Origin of the sequence: Streptomyces sp. NPDC056734 (assembly GCF_042790455.1) — a bacterium.
Classification (GTDB): domain Bacteria; phylum Actinomycetota; class Actinomycetes; order Streptomycetales; family Streptomycetaceae; genus Streptomyces.
This window is the reverse complement of sequence record NZ_JBHTZD010000020.1, coordinates 84,666-105,568: the sequence shown is the minus strand read 5'-3', so window position 1 is coordinate 105,568 and position 20,903 is coordinate 84,666. Positions and strand designations below refer to the sequence as shown.

Below are 20,903 nucleotides of genomic sequence, written 5' to 3'. Positions count from 1 at the left end.
GCGCGTACAGCGAGTACGCAACTCCCGCCCCCGAGCCGCAGCGCGCAGTACCCCTGATGCGCATGGGCCCCGGACCGTTACGACGGTCCGGGGTTCTTTGCGTTTGGGGGCGTGTGGGGGGGTGCGTCTGGGCCCAGCCGGCGGGCACCGCTTCTGCTTGTGCGCCTTCTGTTGCCTGTGCGCCTTCTGGCTACTTGTGCGCCCGTACCGGGATGTCCAGGATCACCTGGGTGCCGCGGTCCGGGGCCGGGACCATGTCGAAGCTGCCGCCCAACTCGCCCTCCACCAGTGTCCGGACGATCTGGAGGCCCAGGTTCCCCGAGGTGTGCGGGTCGAAGCCGGGCGGCAGGCCCACCCCGTCGTCCTGGACCGTGACCAGCAGACGGGCCTGTTTCGTCGTACCGCCACGGACCGCCGAGACCTCGACCGTGCCGGTGTCGCCCTCCTTGAAGCCGTGTTCCAGGGCGTTCTGGAGCACCTCGGTGAGCACCATGGCCAGCGGGGTGGCCACCTCGGCCTCCAGGATGCCGAAGCGGCCGGAGCGGCGGCCCGCGACCTTGCCGGGCGAGATCTCGGCGACCATGGCGAGCACCCGGTCGGCGATCTCGTCGAACTCCACGCGCTCGTCGAGGTTCTGGGAGAGCGTCTCGTGCACGATGGCGATCGAGCCGACCCGGCGGACCGCCTCCTCCAGGGCCGCGCGTCCGCGCTCGGACTCGATCCGGCGGGCCTGGAGCCGCAGCAGGGCGGCGACGGTCTGGAGGTTGTTCTTCACCCGGTGGTGGATCTCCCGGATGGTGGCGTCCTTGGTGATCAACTCGCGCTCGCGGCGACGCAGTTCGGTGACATCGCGCAGCAGCACCAGCGAACCGGTGCGGGTGCCCTTCGGCTTGAGCGGGATCGTACGGAACTGGATCACCCCGTCGCGGGCCTCGATCTCGAAGGAGCGGGGGGCCCAGCCGCTGGCGACCTTGGCGAGCGCCTCGTCCACCGGGCCACGGGTGGGGGCGAGTTCGGCGGTCGTACCGCCCAGGTGGTGGCCCACGAGGTCGGCGGCGAGGCCGAGGCGGTGGTAGGCGGAGAGCGCGTTCGGGGAGGCGTACTGGACGATGCCGTCGGCGTCGACCCGGATCAGGCCGTCGCCGACGCGCGGTGAGGCGTCCATGTCGACCTGCTGGTCGGCGAACGGGAAGGCACCGGCCGCGATCATCTGCGCGAGGTCGGAGGCGCTCTGGAGGTACGTCAGCTCCAGGCGGCTCGGGGTGCGCACGGTGAGCAGGTTGGTGTTGCGGGCGATGACGCCGAGGACGCGTGACTTGCGGCGCACCGGGATCGACTCGATGCGGACCGGGACCTCCTCGCGCCACTCGGGGTCGCCCTCGCGCACGATCCGGCCCTCGTCGAGCGCCGCGTCCAGCATCGGGCGGCGGCCGCGCGGGACGAGGTGGCCGACCATGTCGTCCTGGTAGGAGGTGGGGCCGGTGTTGGGGCGCATCTGGGCCACGGAGACATAGCGTGTGCCGTCGCGGGTGGGTACCCACAGAACCAGGTCGGCGAAGGAGAGATCGGAGAGCAGCTGCCACTCCGAGACCAGCAGATGGAGCCACTCCAGGTCGGAGTCGTCGAGGGCGGTGTGCTGGTGGACCAGCTCGTTCATGGAGGGCACGCTGCGAGCGTACCCGGGGGTCTGTGAGCCGCCGAAATGTGCGGCCCTGTGCCAGGGGCTCATGGGTGTCCCCCGGTGTGGGGTAGGGGCGCGGGGTGCGCGGTGGGTGGGGGGTGCGGGACCTGCACGGTGGGTGCGGTGGGTCCCCTGTGGCCGGTGGGTGCCGTGTGGACCGTGGGTGACGGGGAGGTCGGTGGAGCGGGCCGGGTGTGGCGGCCGGCGAGGGGCACGTCCGGAAAGGGGGTGGCGGCCGGCGGGAGACACGCGTCCGGTAAGGGGGTGGTGTCCGGGAGACGGACGGCGGTATCCGGCGCGCGAAGGGCATCCGGTGGACGAAGGATCTCCGGTGAGTGCGGGGCATCCGGTAGGTGAGCCGGGCCGGGAGACACCCGCGGGCCGCGGCGCCTGAGAGGGACCCTCAACCCTCCCGGCACCGCAGCCCGGAGCAACAACGGCCGTGGGGTGTGCGGTCCCGGTCGGCCGAAGGATGAGGATCCGGGGCAGTCAGGGCAGAGAGCACCGGTTCCTCGGTCCGTCTTCCTGTGCGGGGAAGACGGAGGCTTGTAGGCGATTGGCTGGGCAATCGGCTGTGCGGCCGACCGTACGATCGACCCGGTCCCCGTCTCGCGGGGTTCCCCACTTCCAGCATTGTGGACTAGACCACTCCGCGTGTCCATGAGTCAGGGGCGGCGAATTGTTGGAGACTGTTGGTTGTTGACGCCTGGCAGCCTAACCCGCCGACGTCAACCGCGGGGCCAGTTGGTCAGGGCGATTTCGACGAGCGCTTCCAGTTCCTCGCGGCTCGCGCCGTCGCGCGCCTGCTGCGACATGCCCTGGATCATGGCCCCGGCGAACCGGGCGAGCGCGGAGGTGTCGGTTCCGGCGGGCAACTCACCGGCTGCGACGGCCGCCGCGATACGGCGCTCGAAGCCGGCGATGTCGGCATTGCGCCGGTCCCGCAGCGATGCCTCGACATCCGGGCTGGTGCAGTTGGTGGCGGCGTGCGCATAGAGACAGCCGCGGGGATGGCCGGGTTCGGTGTAGACGACGGCGGCCTCCTTCAGCACTCGCTCGACGGCGGCCCGGGCGGTGGGCTCCTCGGCGAGCGCGGCGGCGCCGAAGGATCCGTACCTCTTGTCGTACTCGACCACGGCCTCGTCGAACAGGGCGCGCTTGTCGCTGAACGCCGCGTAGAGGTGGGCGCTCCGATGCCCATCTCGCGGGTGAGGTCGGAGACCGAGATGGCCCAGCACATGCCGGGTCGGTGTCGGTGTTCGGCCGGGTGGGGACGGTGGCGGACGTCGCGGATGTGGGGGCGTTCCTGGCGTCGCCGGATGTGCGGTGGGTCACCGGGCAGCACCCGGACGCGACGGGGGGGATCGCTGCTGGCTCCGTGGACGGGAGGGGGTGACTGAGGTGCCGGGTCAGCGGGTCTCCGTGACCTTGGCCAGGGCGCGCGGGGCGTCCGGGTCCTGGCCGCGGGCGATGGTGACCTCGTAGGCGAGGAGTTGGAGGGGGATGATCTCCAGCACGGGCTGGACCTCCTCCGCGACGCCCTCGGTGGGCAGGACGAATCCGGCCGAGGCGCGCTCGACCTGGGCGGCGGGTCCGATGACGACGAGATCGGCGCCCCGGCCGCGCAGCCGGTCGAGGACGGGCCGGAGGGCTTCGCCGCCCTTGCCGTCGGTGACGACCGCGATGACCGGGGAGACGTTGTCGACCATGGCGAGCGGGCCGTGCAGCAGATCGGCGCCGGAGTAGGAGAGGGCGGGGATATAGCTGGTCTCCATGAGCTTGAGGGCGGCTTCCTTGGCGGTGGGGTAGCCGTAGCCGCGGGAGGTGATGACCATGCGCTCGGCGAAGCGGTAGCGGGCGGCGAGGGCACGGATCTCGTCCTGCCGGGCGAGGAGTTGCCCGGCGAGGTCGGGGAGCACCTCGGCGGCGGTGCCGTCGCCGCCGCGCAGGCCCTCGACGAAGAGGTAGAGGGCGAGGAGGGAGGCGGTGTAGGTCTTGGTCGCGGGGAGCGCCTTCTCGGGGCCGGCCAGGATGTCGATGTGGTACTCGGAGACGGCGGCGAGCGGTGAGTCGGGGTTGTTGGTCACGGCGAGGGTGACGGCACCGGCCTCGCGGGCGGCCCGGGCAGAGGCCACCAGGTCGGGCGAGCCGCCGGACTGGCTGACGGTGATGACCAGGACATCGGTGAGGTCGGGGCGGGCGCCATAGGCGGTGGTGGTGGACATGGAGGTGAGACCGCAGGGCAGGCCGAGGCGGATCTCCAGGAGGTACTTGGCGTAGAGGGCGGCGTTGTCGGAGGTGCCGCGGGCGGCCAGCAGGACGAAACGGGGCTTGCGGGCGGCGACCTCGCGGGCGACCTGCCGGATGACCGGGGCGCCGTCCGCCAGAATCCGCCGCAGCACGGCAGGCTGCTCGGCCATCTCGCGGGCCATGATCCGCCCGGGGACATCGCCGCGGGGTTGGGGGGTGGTGACGGTCATGCGGGGGCCCTCCGGGGGTTTGGGGGTGGCGGTGAGGGGTGGAGTTCGGTTCGGGGTGGGTTGGGGGTGAGTGCGGGTTCTTGTGCGGGTGGCGGCGCCGGTGCGGGTGGCGGTCGCGGTGCGAGTATCGGCTCTGGCGCGAGTGCGGGCGCTCATGCCGGTGCGAGTGTCGGCCCCGGACTCGGGCCGGCTCTGGGGCGGGTTCTGGTGTCGGTGCCGTTGCTCGTGCGGCGTTTGGTGGCGGGGGTGCCCTTCGTCCAGCTCCTGGTGTCGGGGCTGCTCTTCATGCGGCACCTGGTATCGGGGCCGCTCCAGGTACGGCCTTGGGTGTCCGTGACGTTCCTCGGCGGGCTCTGATGTCCGGGCCCGATGTCGGCCTGGCTGCTCGTGCCAGAAACGTCGTCGTACGGTCTCAGTGTCGCCGCGTCCCGGGGCTCTGGGCCCATCGGACCGCAGGGCCGCGAGACCGCAGGGCCGCGAGGGCCTTGGGCCCTGGAGCCCCCAAGCCCCTGGAGCCCCGGGCTCCGTGACCCGCGGCTGCGCGGCTCCCCGAACCCGCGCCCTGGCGCCCTCGCCGCCCCGCGCCCTCGCGATCCCGCGACCCTCCGTCCCCGTTCCCGCCCCCGTTCCCGTCCCGCCGGAGGCCCCGCATAGGGCTCCTGGTGCCATTGCAAGCCCAGGTCCGCTCCCCCGTGCGGAGGGTGTAGGGGACGGGTGTGGACCTGGGACGGGAGAGGGATCCCTGGTAGATTGGTCTAAACCACACGGCCCGATTTCGGGTTTTCCGCGTCTCCCTTCGCGTCCCCTCTTCAGAACGGCAGGACCAGCGTGGAAGTTGTCATCGTTCCGGATGCCGCGGCGGGCGGCGAGCTGATCGCCGAGGCCATGGCACAGCTGCTGCGGCAGACGCCGGACGCCCTGGTCGGGGTGGCCACCGGCTCGACGCCGCTGCCCGTCTACCAGGCGCTGGCGGGCAAGGTGCGCTCCGGTGCCGTGGACGTCTCGCGGGCGCGGATCGCACAGCTCGACGAATATGTGGGGCTGCCGGCCGAGCACCCCGAGTCGTACCGTTCGGTGCTGCGGCGTGAGGTGCTGGAGCCGCTGGGGATCGGGATGGCCGCGTTCATGGGACCGGACGGTACGGCGGAGGACATTCCGGGGGCCTGCGCGGCGTACGACCAGGCGCTGGGCGAGGCCGGTGGGGTGGATCTGCAACTGCTGGGGATCGGGACGGACGGGCACATCGGGTTCAACGAGCCGTGTTCGTCGCTGGCCTCGCGGACCCGGATCAAGACGCTGACGGAGCAGACCCGGGTGGACAACGCGCGGTTCTTCGACGGGGACATCGAGCAGGTGCCGCATCACGTGATCACGCAGGGGATAGGGACGATCCTGGAGGCGCGGCATCTGGTGCTGCTGGCCACGGGTGAGGGCAAGGCGGACGCGGTGGCGGCGACGGTGGAGGGGCCGGTGGCGGCGGTGTGCCCGGCGTCGGCGCTCCAGTTGCATCCGCATGCGACGGTCGTGGTGGACGAGGCGGCGGCGTCCAAGCTGAAGCTGGCGGAGTACTTCCGGCACACCTTCGCCCACAAGCCCGGGTGGCAGGGGATATAGCGGATCCAGCGGATCCAGCGGTCCTGCTCGGAGTCGCGCACAAGGCAAAGGTGCCGGTCGCCCCAGGACTCGGGGGACCGGCACCTTTCTGTTCACCTTGGCTCGGACGTCCTGGAGGGGCGCGGGGGACTGCGCGACCAGCCCCCGCTCACCCGCACACGGCGATGCGGGCTCAGGCCCCCGCGACCGCCCCCACGATCGCCTCCGCCGCCGCCCGCCCGCACACCCGCGCCGCCCCGTGCGTGGCGATATGCAGAGCCCCCCTCGGGGGTGCCTGCGGTACGCCCATTTCGACCACGATCGTGTCGGGGCGCGAGGCCAGGACCGTGGTGAGGGCGTCGGACATCCAGGCATGGCGATGCTCGTCGCGGACCACGGCGACCAACGGGCGTCCCCCGGCGGCCGCGAGGACGTCCCCGGCGGCGTCGGCGCCCGTGTAGGTCGCGGACCGCGTGCCCGGCAGCAGTTCGGCCAGGTCGGCGACCGGACCCCACGGCGTCTCCTCGCCCACCGCGATATTGGCGACCGGCGCGAAGAGCGCCACGTACGGCGCCGTGGTCAACGGGGAGAAACCTTCCGCCGCCGTCAGCTTCAACGCCCTGCGCGCAGCCGTCAGCCCGATGTCCCGAGGGACGGAGGCGGCGGAAGCGGTACCGGCGGAGCCCTCCGCGGAGCCGTCCCGGGTCCAGCGGGCCAGGGCGCGCACCCGCTCGGCGGCGTCCGCGAGCCGTTCCTCCGGAAGGTCGCCCGAGCGGACCGCGGCCACGATGGCGTCGCGCAGCCGCCATACCGTCTCGTCGTCGGCGAGGCCGCCGCCCACACAGATCGCGTCGGCACCGGCGGCCAGCGCGAGGACGGTGCCGCGCTCGATGCCGTAGGGGCCGGAGATGGCCTGCATCTCCACGGCGTCCGTGACGATCAGGCCGTCATGGCCGAGTTCGCGGCGCAGCAGACCGGTCAGAATGCCCGATGACAGCGTTGCCGGACGGTCCGGGTCCAGTGCCGGGACCAGGATGTGGGCGCTCATCACCGCGAGGCTGCCGGCCGCGATGCCCGCCCGGAAGGGGGCGAGGTCGCGGACGGCGAGCACCTCGGCGTCGACGTCGATGCGCGGCACGGCGTGGTGGGAGTCCACGGAGGTGTCCCCGTGGCCCGGGAAGTGCTTGACGCAGGCCGCCACGCCCGCGGCCTGGAGGCCCTGCACATAGGCGGCGGTGTGCCGGGCGACCAGCTCGGGGTCGGCGCCGAAGGAGCGGACCCCGATCACCGGGTTGTCGGCGTTGGAGTTGACGTCGGCGGACGGCGCCCAGTTGAAGTTGACGCCGCACTCGGCGAGCCGGCGGCCGAGTTCGTAGGCCACGTCCCAGGTGAGGGCGGGGTCGTCGACCGCGCCGAGGGCGTGGTTGCCGGGGAAGGAGGAGCCCGTACGGACCTCCAGGCGGGTGACGTCGCCGCCCTCCTCGTCGATCGCGACGAGGACGTCGTCGCGTTCGGCGCGCAACTGGGCGGTGAGCGCGGCCAGCTGTTCGGGCGAGGCGACATTGCGGCCGAACAGGCCCACCGAGGCGAGGCCCTCGCCGAGCCGGCGCAGCAGCCAGTCGGGGGCGGTGGTGCCGGGGAAGCCGGGCTGGAGGACCGTCAGGGCGTCACGCGTGAGCGTGTCGGTTTCGCTGGCGATGGTCGTCACGGTGGGCGTTATCCCTTCACGGCGCCCGCGGTCAGTCCGCCGACGACCTTGCGCTGGAGGTAGAGGAAGAGGACGAGGATGGGGATCGCGAACAGCGTGGAGGCGGCCATGGTGGCGCCCCAGTCATTGCCGAAGACGCTCTGGAAGCTGCTCAGCCACAGCGGCAGCGTCTGCGCGTGGGCTTCCTTGTTGACGACCAGGACGAGCGGGAACTCGTTCCAGGCGGTGATGAAGCCGAACATGGAGGTGGCCATCAGGCCGGGCGCGAGCAGCGGGAAGATGACCTTGCGGAACGCCTGGACACGGGTGCAGCCGTCGACCATGGCGGACTCCTCCAGCTCCTTGGGCACGGCGGCGACGAAGCCGCGCAGCGTCAGGATGGTGAAGGGCAGGATCATCATCGTGTAGAAGAGCGTCAGCGGGACCAGGCTGTTCAGCATCGACGCGTCGCGCACGATCATGTAGATCGCGATGATCATGACTTCCCAGGGCGCCATCTGCGCCATCATGAAGCCGACGATGAAGCCGCGCCGCCCCTTGAACCGCATCCGGGCCAGCGCGAAGGACGCGGCGAGCGCGATGAGCAGCGAGAAGGAGACCGCGAGGGTGGTGACGATGAACGAGTTCGCGACGAACGTCCAGAAGTTGTCCGCCGAGACCGCGGTCGTGAAGTGGTCGAAGGTGACGTCGGTCGGGAACCAGACCGGGTTCTCGGAGATGATGTCGCCGGTCGGCTTGAACGCCGTGGAGAACATCCAGTACACGGGGAAGACGAAGCCGATGAACAGGATGATGGCCGTGACATTGGGCCACACCCGGCCGAAGAGCGTGCGATTCACAGCTGCCCCTCCTCCTCTTGCTTGAGCACGAGCCGCAGGTAGTAGGCGGTGATACCGAGCAGGATCAGGATGGTCAGTACGGCGATCGCCGCGCCCATGCCGTAGTGCTGGTTACCGACGCCCTCGACGTAGGCGTAGACGGGCAGGATCTCGGTGAGCCGGTCGGGGCCACCACCGTTGAAGGTGAAGACCTGCACGAACGCCTTGAAGACCCAGATGACCTCTAGGAACGTGGTGGCGTAGAGGAAGGGGCCCAGGAACGGCATGGTGACCGTGCGGAAGCTGCGCCAGGCGCCGGCCCCGTCCAGGGCGGCGGCCTCGTACAGCTCGCCGGGGATGGTGGTGGTGGCCGCGTAGAGGTTGAGCGCGACGAAGGGGATGGACCCCCAGACGATCAGCAGGGTGACGACGAAGAACGTCGACATCTGGCTGCTGGTCCAGCTGTAGTCGGCCATGGAGTGCCAGCCGAGCTTGTCCAGTACCCAGTTGACGACGCCGAAGCGCTGGGCGAACAGCCACTGGTAGACGGTGCTGGCGGCGACCACGGGCATCGCCCAGGCCAGCACGAGGCCGACCATCAGGGTGACCCGCATCTTGTTGCCCAGCCGGGCGAGGAGCAGACCGATGAGGGCGCCGAGGACCATGATCAGGGCGACGTTGACGGCCGTGAACAGGATCGACCGCAGGGTGACCCGCCAGAAGTCACCTCCGGTCAGGGTCTCCTTGTAGTTGTCCAGGCCGTTCCACTCGGTGACGCGCTGGATGAGCTGCGCCATGTTGAGGTTCTGGAAGGACAGCAGAAGGTCCTTCAGCAGCGGCCAGCCCAGCAGCAGCACGGTGGCCACGATGGCCGGCAGCAGCAGCAGATAGGGCGCGAGGTCGCCGCTGCGCTTCTTGGGTCTGCCGGTTCCGCCGCCATCGGTCTTCCGGATCGGTACCTGATCCGAGGGCGGCCGTTCGGTCTGCACGGTCATGCTCGCGATCTCTCTTCTCGACCTACGTACGTTCGCCGGGGCGGGGACGGCCCGAGGGCCGTCCCCGCCCCGGCATGAGCGCAGAGCGCTGGTGCTGCTACTCCTGCGACAGGCGCTTGTTGAACTCGTCCTCGACCTGCGCGGCGGCTTCGGCCGGGGTCTTGCCGTTGAGCACGGCGGTCAGGTAGCTCTTGATCGGGTTCGGCGCGTTCTCGACCGCGGCCCACTCCGCGATCAGCGGGGTGGTGCCACCGAACGCGGCGGCCGGGGCGGCGGCCTCGGCGGCGGCGTTACCGGTCAGGTTGGACTGGAGCGACTCCTTGTTCGGGATGACGCCGTTGGTCGCGGAGAGCTTGCCCTCGAACTCGTCCGACAGCGTGATCTTCAGGAACTCCTTGGCGAGATCCTGCTGCTCGCTGCCCTGGGCGACCGCGAGGTTGGAGCCACCGAGGAAGACGCCCTCGGGCTGCTCGGCGGTCGGACCCGGGATGGTGAAGTAGCCGATCTGCTCCTCGATCTCGGGGTTGGCCTCGATCGCGATGCCGGCTTCCCAGCCCATGCCGATGAAGGCACCGACGTTGCCCTCGGCGAAGACCTCACCCTGCTGCGGGGTGGCCTCGTCCTTGTCCTTGGGGGCCTCGGACAGGGCCTGGAACTTCTTGTACGTCTCCGCGGCGGCGGCGACCTCGGGAGAGTCGAGGTTGGAGACCCACTTGTCGCCGTCCTGCTTGACCAGCTCGCCGCCCTCGCCGACGACCAGGCCGACGAAGTAGTACCAGTTCTGGCCGGGCAGGTAGATCGGCTCGGCGTCGGTCTTCTCGCCGATGGTCTCAAGGTCCGTGTAGAACTGGTCGCGGGTGGTCGGCGTCTCCGTGATGCCGGCCTCCTCCCAGACCTGCTTGTTGTAGAGGACGACACGGTTGGCGAAGTACCAGGGAGCCGCGTACTGCGTACCGTCGTAGATGGAGGACTCGTTCAGCGCCTCGGTCCAGTCGGCGCCGATCTCCTCCTTCAGGTCACTCAGGTCGGCCAGACCGCCGGTCTTGGCGTAGGCCGGCGTCTGGGTGTTACCGATCTCGAAGACGTCCGGCGGGTTCTCCTCGGACAGCGCGGTGGTCAGCTTCTGCTGGATGCCGTTCCACTGCTGGACCTCGAACTCGACCTTCGCCCCGGTCTCCTTCTCGAAGGCCGCGGCCACCTCCGCCTGCCAGTCGTCGGGCGAGGAACCGTCCATCACCCAGACGGTCAGCGTCTGTCCCGCGAACCCGTCAGCGCTCGTGTCCCCGCCACTGTCGTCCCCGCTGTCCCCTCCGCACGCCGCGATGGAAACCATCATCGCCGCGACACCGATCGCGGATATCAGCTTGCGCTTCACGCCACCCTCCTCAGGGATGCCACAAACCCCCCTGCCTCCCCGCGGTGCTCAGTCGAAACGCCGTGCGTACCGTCAATGGGGCCGGGACCTGGACCAATGGTGTAGACCAGTACCGGGAGCTTGGCTCAGACCAATTGGCCTGTCAAGGGTGGTTAAGCGCCCTCCGTGCGTCCGTGATGACACCGAGATATGCAGGGAACTTTCATTGCGCAAGGCACGTATCGGACGTACCACTTCGGGCATACCACCTGCGTCATCATGGTGTGATGGACTAGACCAACCGGGGTCACGAAGGTATACAGAGGAGATCACGGACGTGCGGCGGACCATCCGGAGGCGACAGAGGCAACCGGGAGCGGCCACGCGCGTACAAAGCCGTGCCACGATGTGAGCCGCGTCCGGCGGGTGCCGGTCGCTTCGGCACCCGGAGCCGGGAAGGCAGAGCATGACCACCGACGTCAGCAGTGCGGAGAACGAGGGTGGGGCGACCGTCCGTACCGCGCGCGTGCCCAAGTACTACCGCCTGAAGAAGCATTTGCTCGACATGACGGAGACGCAGGCGCCCGGCACCCCGGTGCCGCCCGAGCGCACACTGGCCGCCGAGTTCGACACCTCGCGCACCACCGTCCGCCAGGCACTCCAGGAACTGGTGGTCGAGGGGCGGCTCGAACGGATCCAGGGCAAGGGCACGTTCGTCGCCAAGCCGAAGGTCTCCCAGGCGCTGCAACTCACCTCGTACACCGAGGACATGCGCGCCCAGGGACTCGAACCCACCTCCCAGCTGCTGGACATCGGCTACATCACCGCCGACGACCGGCTCGCCGGGCTGCTGGACATCAGTCCGGGCGGCCGGGTGCTGCGGATCGAGCGGCTGCGCATGGCCAACGGCGAGCCGATGGCCATAGAGACCACCCATCTGTCCGCCAAGCGCTTCCCCGCGCTGCGCCGGAGCCTGGTCAAATACACCTCCCTCTACACCGCCCTCGCGGAGGTGTACGACGTCCATCTCGCCGAGGCCGAGGAGACCATCGAGACCTCCCTGGCCACCCCGCGCGAGGCCGGCCTGCTCGGCACCGACGTGGGGCTGCCGATGCTGATGCTGTCCCGCCACTCCCTCGACCGCGACGGCAAGCCGGTGGAATGGGTGCGGTCGGTCTACCGCGGGGACCGGTACAAGTTCGTCGCCCGACTGAAGCGGCCGGAGGCGTAGGACCGTACGCGGTACGTCCGCTTTACACAATCCCCTTACGCGGCACCGGTGTTCATGGCGTAGCGCGGATCATCCCGCTGCCGTACCGTCCTCCCGTCATCGCAGACGACGGGAGGACGACCCGTGCGCAGAGCACACCCCGCACCCGCCAGAACCATCGCCGTCTGGACCCTGGTCGCACTGGTCGCCGGGGCCGGCTGGACGGTGCTCGCGCTGTCCCGCGGTGAGGAGATCTCCGCCGCCTGGATGATCGCGGCGGCCCTCGGCTCGTACGCGATCGCCTACCGCTTCTACTCCAAGTTCATCGCGTACAAGGTCCTCAAGGTCGACCGGACCCGGGCCACGCCGGCCGAACGCCTCGACAACGGGGTCGACTTCCACCCCACCGACCGGCGGGTGCTGCTCGGCCATCACTTCGCGGCCATCGCCGGTGCCGGGCCGCTGGTGGGTCCCGTGCTCGCCGCGCAGATGGGCTATCTGCCGGGCACCATCTGGATCATCGTCGGGGTGATCCTCGCGGGCGCGGTCCAGGACATGGTGGTGCTGTTCTTCTCCACCCGCCGCGACGGGCGTTCGCTCGGGCAGATGGCACGTGAGGAGATCGGCCCGTTCGGCGGGGCCGCCGCGCTGCTCGCCGCGTTCGCCATCATGATCATTCTGCTGGGTGTGCTGGCGCTGGTCGTCGTCAACGCCCTCGCCGAGTCCCCGTGGGGCACCTTCTCCATCGGCATGACGATCCCGATCGCCCTGCTGATGGGCTTCTATCTGCGGGTCCTGCGCCCCGGCCGGGTGGTCGAGGTGTCACTGATCGGGGTGGCCCTGCTCCTGCTCGCGCTGGTCTCGGGCCGCTGGGTGGCCGAGTCGTCCTGGGCGGACACCTTCACCCTCGAACCGGCCACGCTGGTGATCTGGCTGGTGGCGTACGGCTTCATCGCCTCGATCCTGCCGGTGTGGATGCTGCTGGCCCCGCGCGACTATCTCTCCACGTTCATGAAGATCGGCACGATCGCGCTGCTCGCGCTCGGGGTCGTCATCGCCCTGCCGACGCTGCGGATGGACGCGGTCACCCCCTTCGCCTCCAGCGGCGACGGGCCGGTCTTCGCGGGGTCGCTCTTCCCGTTCGTGTTCATCACCATCGCCTGCGGCGCCCTGTCGGGCTTCCACGCGCTGATCTCCAGCGGCACCACGCCCAAGATGATCCAGAAGGAGACGCAGGTCCGGATGATCGGGTACGGCTCCATGCTGATGGAGTCGTCCGTCGCCGTGATGGCGCTGATCGCGGCCAGCATCATCGACCCGGGCCTGTACTTCGCGATGAACGCGCCCGCCGGGGTCATCGGGACGACGGTGGAGAGCGCGTCGCAGGTGGTGACGGGCTGGGGCTACTCGATCTCGCCCGAGGACCTCGCCCAGGCGGCCAGGAACGTCGAGGAGTCCTCGCTCCTCTCCCGCACCGGCGGGGCGCCCACCCTCGCGGTCGGTGTCTCGGAGATCTTCTCGCAGGTCACGGGCGGTGGCCTGCGCGCCTTCTGGTACCACTTCGCCATCATGTTCGAGGCGCTGTTCATTCTGACCGCGCTGGACGCCGGTACGCGCGTGGGCCGGTTCATGCTCCAGGACATGCTGGGGAACGTGTACAAGCCGTTCAGGAACATCAGCTGGAAGCCGGGGCTGATCCTCACCAGCGCGCTCGTGTGCGGCCTGTGGGGGTACTTCCTGTGGGTGGGCGTCCACGAACCGCTCGGCGGCATCAACCAGCTCTTCCCGATCTTCGGCATCGCCAACCAGCTGCTCGCCGCCGTCGCCCTCGCCGTGTGCACCACCCTGCTGGTCAAGTCCGGGCGCCTGAAGTGGGCCTGGGTGACGGGCGTCCCGCTGCTCTGGGACGCGACGGTGACGCTGACCGCCAGCTACCAGAAGGTGTTCTCCTCCGACCCGAGGGTCGGATTCTTCAAGCAGCGCCAGATCTTCCAGGACGCGATCGACGAGGGTACGGTCCTGGCGCCGGCCAAGACGATGGACGACATGCGGACGGTCGTCACCAACTCCACGGTCGACGGCGTCCTCACGGCCGTGCTGGCCCTGCTGATCATCGTGGTCCTCGTGGACGCGGCCCGCGTCTGCGTCCGCCATGTCCGGCGTCCGGCCCTCTCCACGCTGAGTGAGGCGCCGTACGTCGAGTCGAGGATCGTCGCCCCGGACGGTCTGTTCCCGACCGGGCGGGAGAGGGAGGAGGCGGCGCGGGATGCGGTCGGCACGGCGGCGGGGTCTTGAGGCGCGGGGGGTGCGGAGGGGTTGGTGCCGCCGGGCCCTGGCGGGCGTGCGCTGGTATCTGCGGGAGCTGACCGACGAGTCGGCGTACGACCGCTACTGCGCGCATCTGCGCAAGGGCGATCCCGAGGCGGAGGTGCCGTCCCTGCGGGGCTTCGAACGGATGCGGATGGATCGGCGGGAGGGGGATCCCCGGGAGGGGTTCCGGTGCTGCTGAGCCGGTGCGGGGTGCTGGTGCGGGGTGCTGGTGCGGGTCCGTCGTGGTTGCTCGCGCAGTTCCCCGCGCCCGTGAGGTCGGGTGCCGGCACCCGGGATTCCCAGGGCCCGGACGAGAGGGACAGGGGAACGTCCCGTACGAGTTCGAGATCGACCGCACCTGGTACGGCACGCCCGCCGCCACGCCCCCAGGGGCGCGGGGAACTGCGCGACCAGCCCACGGCGGCGGTCGGCGGACAGACGGCATCGAGCCCCCAGTGCCTCGGAAAATGCGCAGCCACTCAAAGGCGCCCCAGGCAGACTCACCCCATGGACCTCCACATCAGACCCGCGACCCCAGACGAGTACTCCCTCCTCGGGGACCTCGTCGCCCACGCCTACCTCCGCGAGGGCCTCCTGGACTTCGGCGAGGACGACCCCTACCTCCCGGTCCTCAAGGACGTCGCCGGACGAGCCGAACACGCCGAGATCCTGGTCGCCGAAACCCCGGCGGGAGCCATCGGCACGATCACCTTCGTGCCCGTCGGCGGCGGCCCCATGGCCGACATAGCGGGCCCCGCCGAGGCAGAGATCCGGATGCTCGCGGTCACCCCGGAGGCCCGCGGCAAGGGCGCCGGCGAGGCCCTCGTACGCGCCTGCATCGAGCGCGCGGACACCGCGGAGCGCATCGTGCTCTCCTCGCAGAGCGCCATGCACGCCGCCCACCGCCTCTACGAACGCCTCGGTTTCGTCCGCACCCCGAGCCGCGACTGGAATCCCGTGCCGCACCTGGACGACCTCACTCTCCTCACCTACGAGTTGACACTGTCAACTTGACCCGGTCCTGAAGGACCGGGCTTGGAGGTAGTGCCCAGCTGGCTGCTGGGGTGGACTCCTCCGTCCAGACACCCCGTCTACGGGGTGGCAGGGACGCGTGACTCACGCCCCGCTCTCCACACATTCTCGCCGCGTGCGGCGATGTTGTGGGAAGCGTTCCGGTCGGCGTGGGCAACGACCCCGCACCCCCGGCAGATGAAAAGCCCCTGATCGACACGGTTGCGTCTGTCGACGTGGCCGCACTCGGCGCACGTCTGCGACGTGTACGCGGGATCAACGAAGACCAGGGGCACACCGGCCCGCTTGGCCTTGTAGACGATGAAGTCCCCGAGTTGGGCGAACGCCCAGGAGTGGAGTGCGACCCTCCCCCACTGCCCAAAGGGCGTGGGAGGTACCCCCAGGCTTGCGGAGCCGTACCCGGTTGCGGATGCCCTTGAGTTCTTCGAGGGACAGGCCGCGCCCGGTGCGTTCAGCCTCGGTCACGATCGTCTTGGAGATGATGTGGTTCTGATTGGCGGCGTGCCGCGCTTCCTTGCGGGCACGTGCCTTGAGTCGCCGCCTGGCACTCTTGGTGCGCTTCTTCTGGAGCTTGGCACGCAGGGCAAGCTGCCGCTTGCGGTACCGGTTGAGCCCCCGCCCCGCGGCGAGGTAGCCGGTGGAGGCGGTGGCGATGTTCTCGATGCCGAGGTCCACGCCGATGAAGCCGTCCGGCTCGTACTGCTCCGCTTCGGGCACGCCACAGGTGGCGACGAGGTAGAACACGCCGTCACGCTCGATCAGGTCGGACTCGCCCTGCCGGTGCGCCTGGAGCATCTTGAGCGCGTCGGCGGAGCACACGAACGGCACGTTCCTGACCCGGCCGTCCACGGTCCAGATGGACACGGTCCGCCGGTCGTACTGCCAGCTCAGACACCGGTCGTCATACGGCTGGGCGGCCTCTGGACGAAAGGTGACCGGCTTGGACCCGGCCTTGCGGCGACGCCTGGAGCCTTCCTTGCCGAGGTTCCCGGCACGAATGTTGGCCTTGAGCGTGGTGTACGAGTCGCGCACCTTCTTGATGACGTGCTGCGCGGCCTGCGCTCCCAGCCCCCGCGCTCTGAGTTCGGCGTAGGTGTGCTTGCGCAACTCGTACTCACGCGGCACGCCATGCTCGAACGCGACCTCCGACACCCAGTTCGCGGCGTCATTGACCGTGCGCAGGGTGCGCTCAAACACGGAGGCCTGTACGGCATCCGGCATCAGTTTGACCTGCGTCACGATCTTCACGGACATGACCGTAGCATTGATCTATGTCACCACGCTGGGAACCAAACCCCCACATTCACAGGGGTCGTAGCGTCGTCCACACCCTCCACGCGCACTTGGTCTTCACACCCAAGCACCGGCGCGGACCATTCACCGACGAGATCCTCCGGCGCTGCGAAGAGGTCATGCGCGACGTGTGCACCGACTTCGGCTCAGAGCTGAAGGAGTTCAACGGCGAACGCGACCACGTCCACCTGCTCGTGCACTACCCACCCAAGGTCGCCATCTCCCGACTCGTCGGCTCCCTCAAGGGCGTCTCCGCCCGGCGCCTGCGGCAGGAGTTCCCCGACCACATCCGCACGTACCTATGGGGTGAGCACTTCTGGTCACCGTCCTACTACGCCGCCTCGTGCGGCGGCGCCCCGCTCACCGCCATCAAGGAGTACATCGAGAACCAGAAACGTCCCAGCTGAGGTCAACAACTCTGACCCATGCACCCGCGCGGGCCAGGGCAGCGTCAAGAAGCGCTTCCTCCCGGCGTGCTTCCTCCCGGGCGTGAACGCCCGGGGTTCCGCGCTAGGTCATGCCGAAACCGGCGCGACACAACATCTGGGGGTGACCCGACAGCACGGCACAAGATGTATGCTCATGCTCGCTGTCGCCGCAGGGGAATCCGGTGCAAATCCGGAACTGTCCCGCAACGGTGTACTTGTGCGCATCCGTCCCGTACGGCCCGCACCTGGTCAGTCCGAGGACCTGCCGACAGCGCGCCCGGCCATCCGGTCCGGGTGCCATGACGTCCGGGCCTCGTGGAGTGGGCCGGTGGACGCGACGCCCCGTGCGCTCGTGAGCCGTCGGCCCCTGCCCTCCCCGAGGCCCCGTGCCGAGCGAGGGAGAGCCCCACGTGACGATCGCGCCAGCCGATCCGGCTTCAGCAACCGCCCCAGCAGTCGCTTCCGCCGAGGAGACCGACGGTCCCGGCGCCGCGCTTCTGCGGACGCTGACCGAGCTGATCGCCGACCTGCCCGACGCCGACCCCGGCCGGGTGGCCGCCGCCGCCCTGCGCGGCCGGTCCGCGCGGGCCGACGGCGCGGAGCTGCGCGAGCTGGCCACCGAGGCCGCCGCCGGTCTGATCTCCGAGGACCCCGTCTACTCCCGGCTGGCCGCCCGGCTGCTGACCCTCTCCATCGCCGCCGAGGCCGCCTCCCAGGGCGTGACCACCTTCACCGGGTCCGTGGCGACCGGCCACCGCGAGGGCCTGATCGCCGACCGCACCGCCGCCTTCGTGACGCTGCACGCGGCCCGCCTCGACGCGCTCATCGACCCCGGCGCCGACGACCGCTTCGGCTACTTCGGCCTGCGCACCCTGCACAGCCGCTATCTGCTGCGCCACCCCATCACCCGCCAGGTGATCGAGACCCCGCAGCACTTCCTGCTCCGGGTCGCCGCCGGACTCGCCGAGGACGACACGGTCCGCGCGCTGGACGAGGTCGCCGCGCTGTACACCCTGATGAGCCGCCTGGACTATCTGCCCTCCTCCCCCACCCTCTTCAACTCCGGCACCCGCCACCCCCAGATGTCCTCCTGCTACCTCCTGGACTCCCCCAAGGACGAGCTGGACTCCCTCTACGACCGCTACCACCAGGTCGCCCGGCTCTCCAAGCACGCCGGCGGCATCGGGCTCTCCTACTCCCGCATCCGTGCCCGCGGCTCCCTGATCCGCGGCACCAACGGGCACTCCAACGGCATCGTGCCGTTCCTCAAGACGCTCGACGCCTCGGTGGCCGCGGTGAACCAGGGCGGGCGGCGCAAGGGCGCGGCGGCGGTGTATCTGGAGACCTGGCACTCCGACATCGAGGAGTTCCTGGAGCTGCGCGACAACACCGGTGAGGACGCCCGCCGTACGCACAATCTGAACCTCGCGCACTGGGTGCCGGACGAGTTCATGCGACGGGTCGACACCGACGGGATCTGGTCACTGTTCTCGCCCGCCGACGTGCCCGAGCTGGTCGACCTGTGGGGCGCGGAGTTCGACGCGGCCTACCGGGCGGCCGAGCGCAAGGGGCTGGCCCGCAAGACGCTGCCCGCCCGTGAGCTGTACGGCCGGATGATGCGCACGCTCGCGCAGACCGGCCAGGGCTGGATGACCTTCAAGGACGCCGCCAACCGCACGGCCAACCAGACCGCCGAGCCGGGCCAGGTCGTCCACTCCTCCAATCTCTGCACGGAGATCCTGGAGGTCACGGACGACGGCGAGACCGCGGTCTGCAACCTGGGCTCGGTCAACCTCGGCGCCTTTGTCGACCAGGGCGCGAACGGCATCGACTGGGAGCGGCTGGACGAGACGGTCCGTACGGCGGTGACGTTCCTGGACCGGGTCGTGGACATCAACTTCTACCCGACCGAGCAGGCCGAGCGCTCAAACTCCCGCTGGCGTCCGGTGGGCCTGGGCGCGATGGGCCTCCAGGACGTCTTCTTCAAGCTGCGGCTGCCCTTCGACTCGCCCGAGGCGAAGGCCCTGTCCACCCGGATCGCCGAGCGGATCATGCTGGCCGCGTACGAGGCGTCCGCCGACCTCGCCGAGCGCAACGGCCCGCTGCCGGCCTGGGACAGGACCCGTACCGCGCGCGGTGTGCTGCACCCCGATCACTACGGTGTCGAGGCGACCTGGCCCGAGCGCTGGGCGGCGCTGCGGGAACGGATCGCCGCCACCGGGATGCGCAACTCCCTGCTGCTGGCCATCGCGCCCACCGCGACCATCGCGTCCATCGCGGGCGTCTACGAATGCATCGAGCCGCAGGTGTCCAACCTGTTCAAGCGCGAGACGCTCTCCGGGGAGTTCCTCCAGGTCAACTCGTATCTGGTGCAGGACCTGAAGAACCTGGGGGTGTGGGACGCCCGTACCCGGGAGGCGCTGCGCGAGGCCAGTGGCTCGGTGCAGGGCTTCGCGTGGATCCCGGAAGAGGTGCGGGGGCTGTACCGCACGGCCTGGGAGATCCCGCAGCGCGGTCTGATCGACATGGCCGCCGCCCGTACGCCGTATCTGGACCAGTCCCAGTCGCTGAATCTCTTCCTGGAGACGCCGACCATCGGCAAGTTGTCGTCGATGTACGCCTATGCCTGGAAGCAGGGGCTGAAGACGACGTACTACCTGCGCTCGCGCCCGGCGACCCGGATCGCCCGCGCGGCCCAGGCGCAACCCACCATTCCCGTCCAGCAGGCGCCCGAGGCCGACGCCGTCGCCTGCTCCCTCGAAAACCCCGAGAGCTGCGAGGCCTGCCAGTAATGTCCACCCGTAACACGAACCTGCTCGACCCGGGCTTCGAACTGACGCTCCGCCCGATGCGCTACCCCGACTTCTACGAGCGCTACCGGGACGCCATCAAGAACACCTGGACCGTGGAGGAGGTCGACCTCCACTCGGACGTCGCCGATCTCGCGAGGCTCAGCCCCGCCGAGCAGCACCTCATCGGCCGGCTGGTGGCGTTCTTCGCGACGGGTGACTCGATCGTGGCGAACAACCTGGTGCTGACGCTGTACAAGCACATCAACTCGCCCGAGGCGCGGCTGTATCTGAGCCGGCAGCTGTTCGAGGAGGCCGTGCACGTCCAGTTCTATCTGACGCTGCTCGACACCTATCTCCCCGACCCGGCGGACCGCGTCGCCGCCTTCGACGCGGTGGAGAACATCCCGTCCATCCGCGAGAAGGCCGGCTTCTGCTTCAAGTGGATCAACGAGGTCGAGAAGCTGGACCGCCTGGAGACCCCGGCCGACCGCCGCCGCTTCGTCCTGAACCTGATCTGCTTCGCCGCGTGCATCGAGGGCCTGTTCTTCTACGGTGCCTTCGCGTACGTCTACTGGTTCCGCAGCCGGGGTCTGCTGCACGGCCTGGCGACCGGCACCAACTGGGTGTTCCGTGACGAGACCATGCACATGTCCTTCGCGTTCGAGGTCGTGGACACCGTCCGCAAGGAGGAGCCGGAGCTGTTCGACGACCGGCTTCGGCAGGAGGTCACCGACATGCTCGCGGAGGCCGTCCAGGCCGAGCTGCAATTCGCCCGCGACCTGTGCGGTGACGGCCTCCCCGGCATGAACACCGAGTCGATGCGGCAGTACCTGGAGTGTGTCGCCGACCAGCGGCTCACCCGGCTGGGCTTCGCGCCGGTCTACGGTTCGCAGAACCCCTTCTCCTTCATGGAGCTGCAAGGGGTTCAGGAGCTGACCAACTTCTTCGAGCGGCGGCCCTCGGCGTACCAGGTGGCGGTGGAGGGCACCGTGGACCTGGACGAGGACTTCTGAGGCTTCCCGGGTCCGTTCCGCTTCCCGGGGCCTTCGCCCTTCTCGGCCTCCCTGAGCTGACGGTCGATGCGGTGCTCGCGCACCGCGCCGATCAGCGCGGGGAGGATCACGAGGAGGAGGATGCCGAGGACGGCCAGCAGGCCGATGAGTCCTTGTGTCTGCGCTGTAGTCATGACATCACTGTCGCTCCGGCGAC

The 20,903-nt window shown here is 69.7% G+C and carries 15 protein-coding genes, 2 pseudogenes and 1 riboswitch; of the genes and pseudogenes, 8 read left to right on the top strand and 9 right to left on the bottom strand.

Annotation, left to right across the window (positions count from 1 at the left end; translation table 11 throughout):
- Positions 1 to 190 precede the first annotated feature (190 nt).
- From ACFRFC_RS28475 to ACFRFC_RS28465, 3 genes and pseudogenes are all read right to left on the bottom strand, one after another.
- Positions 191 to 1,657: a sensor histidine kinase gene (locus tag ACFRFC_RS28475; RefSeq protein WP_382692945.1), complete on the bottom strand. Its 1,467-nt coding sequence runs from the start codon at positions 1,655 to 1,657 to the stop codon at positions 191 to 193.
- A gap of 752 nt (positions 1,658 to 2,409) precedes the next feature.
- Positions 2,410 to 2,921 (bottom strand): annotated as a pseudogene (locus ACFRFC_RS28470) (TetR/AcrR family transcriptional regulator).
- Positions 2,922 to 3,090: 169 nt separating this feature from the next.
- Complete coding sequence (locus ACFRFC_RS28465; RefSeq protein ID WP_382692932.1) at positions 3,091 to 4,161, bottom strand: SIS domain-containing protein; 1,071 nt, start codon at positions 4,159 to 4,161, stop codon at positions 3,091 to 3,093.
- An 828-nt stretch (positions 4,162 to 4,989) separates the two neighbouring features.
- Here ACFRFC_RS28465 and nagB point away from each other — a divergent pair.
- Positions 4,990 to 5,775 (top strand): glucosamine-6-phosphate deaminase, encoded by a 786-nt coding sequence (gene nagB, locus ACFRFC_RS28460; protein WP_382692934.1) that lies wholly within the window; start codon positions 4,990 to 4,992, stop codon positions 5,773 to 5,775.
- Positions 5,776 to 5,947: 172 nt separating this feature from the next.
- On the opposite strand, the gene ACFRFC_RS28455 is transcribed toward nagB, so the two are convergent.
- The 4 genes from ACFRFC_RS28455 to ACFRFC_RS28440 form a co-directional block, all read right to left on the bottom strand.
- Entirely contained in the window at positions 5,948 to 7,462 is a 1,515-nt protein-coding gene (locus ACFRFC_RS28455) for a glycoside hydrolase family 3 protein (protein ID WP_382692936.1), read from the bottom strand.
- A gap of 8 nt (positions 7,463 to 7,470) precedes the next feature.
- Entirely contained in the window at positions 7,471 to 8,301 is an 831-nt protein-coding gene (locus ACFRFC_RS28450) for a carbohydrate ABC transporter permease (RefSeq protein WP_382692937.1), read from the bottom strand.
- Positions 8,298 to 9,275, bottom strand: coding sequence for a carbohydrate ABC transporter permease (locus ACFRFC_RS28445; RefSeq protein WP_382692938.1), 978 nt, complete (start codon positions 9,273 to 9,275; stop codon positions 8,298 to 8,300). Before ACFRFC_RS28445 ends, ACFRFC_RS28450 begins: the two co-directional genes overlap by 4 nt.
- Before the next feature lie 97 nt (positions 9,276 to 9,372).
- Complete coding sequence (locus ACFRFC_RS28440) at positions 9,373 to 10,650, bottom strand: extracellular solute-binding protein (RefSeq protein ID WP_382685127.1); 1,278 nt, start codon at positions 10,648 to 10,650, stop codon at positions 9,373 to 9,375.
- A 445-nt stretch (positions 10,651 to 11,095) separates the two neighbouring features.
- Between ACFRFC_RS28440 and ACFRFC_RS28435 the strand changes: the two genes are divergently transcribed.
- From ACFRFC_RS28435 to ACFRFC_RS28420, 4 genes are all read left to right on the top strand, one after another.
- Positions 11,096 to 11,860 carry a GntR family transcriptional regulator gene (locus ACFRFC_RS28435; protein ID WP_382685125.1) on the top strand — a complete coding sequence of 255 codons (765 nt, stop codon included), beginning with the start codon at positions 11,096 to 11,098 and terminating at the stop codon, positions 11,858 to 11,860.
- A gap of 123 nt (positions 11,861 to 11,983) precedes the next feature.
- Positions 11,984 to 14,134 (top strand): carbon starvation CstA family protein, encoded by a 2,151-nt coding sequence (locus ACFRFC_RS28430; protein ID WP_382685123.1) that lies wholly within the window; start codon positions 11,984 to 11,986, stop codon positions 14,132 to 14,134.
- Positions 14,106 to 14,348, top strand: a complete 243-nt coding sequence (locus tag ACFRFC_RS28425) for a YbdD/YjiX family protein (RefSeq protein WP_382685121.1) — start codon at positions 14,106 to 14,108, stop codon at positions 14,346 to 14,348. Before ACFRFC_RS28430 ends, ACFRFC_RS28425 begins: the two co-directional genes overlap by 29 nt.
- A 308-nt stretch (positions 14,349 to 14,656) precedes the next feature.
- Complete coding sequence (locus tag ACFRFC_RS28420; RefSeq protein ID WP_382685119.1) at positions 14,657 to 15,163, top strand: GNAT family N-acetyltransferase; 507 nt, start codon at positions 14,657 to 14,659, stop codon at positions 15,161 to 15,163.
- A gap of 77 nt (positions 15,164 to 15,240) precedes the next feature.
- Here the strand turns inward: ACFRFC_RS28420 and ACFRFC_RS28415 are convergent.
- Positions 15,241 to 16,435, bottom strand: a pseudogene (locus ACFRFC_RS28415) (RNA-guided endonuclease InsQ/TnpB family protein).
- A 17-nt stretch (positions 16,436 to 16,452) separates the two neighbouring features.
- On the opposite strand from ACFRFC_RS28415, the gene tnpA reads away from it, so the two are divergent.
- The 3 genes from tnpA (at position 16,453) to ACFRFC_RS28400 (ending at position 20,707) form a co-directional block, all read left to right on the top strand.
- Positions 16,453 to 16,881 carry an IS200/IS605 family transposase gene (tnpA, locus tag ACFRFC_RS28410; RefSeq protein ID WP_382685116.1) on the top strand — a complete coding sequence of 143 codons (429 nt, stop codon included), beginning with the start codon at positions 16,453 to 16,455 and terminating at the stop codon, positions 16,879 to 16,881.
- Between the two features lie 194 nt (positions 16,882 to 17,075).
- Positions 17,076 to 17,165, top strand: a riboswitch (cobalamin riboswitch).
- A gap of 147 nt (positions 17,166 to 17,312) precedes the next feature.
- Entirely contained in the window at positions 17,313 to 19,694 is a 2,382-nt protein-coding gene (locus tag ACFRFC_RS28405; protein ID WP_382685113.1) for a ribonucleoside-diphosphate reductase subunit alpha, read from the top strand.
- Positions 19,694 to 20,707: a ribonucleotide-diphosphate reductase subunit beta gene (locus ACFRFC_RS28400; protein ID WP_382685110.1), complete on the top strand. Its 1,014-nt coding sequence runs from the start codon at positions 19,694 to 19,696 to the stop codon at positions 20,705 to 20,707. The genes ACFRFC_RS28405 and ACFRFC_RS28400 overlap by 1 nt, the downstream gene beginning before the upstream one ends.
- On the opposite strand, the gene ACFRFC_RS28395 is transcribed toward ACFRFC_RS28400, so the two are convergent.
- The gene (locus tag ACFRFC_RS28395) at positions 20,620 to 20,880 is read right to left on the bottom strand and encodes a hypothetical protein (protein WP_382685107.1); all 261 of its coding nucleotides are present in this window, start codon (positions 20,878 to 20,880) and stop codon (positions 20,620 to 20,622) included. The two genes, ACFRFC_RS28400 and ACFRFC_RS28395, sit on opposite strands and share 88 nt — an antisense overlap.
- Between the last annotated feature and the right edge of the window lie 23 nt (positions 20,881 to 20,903).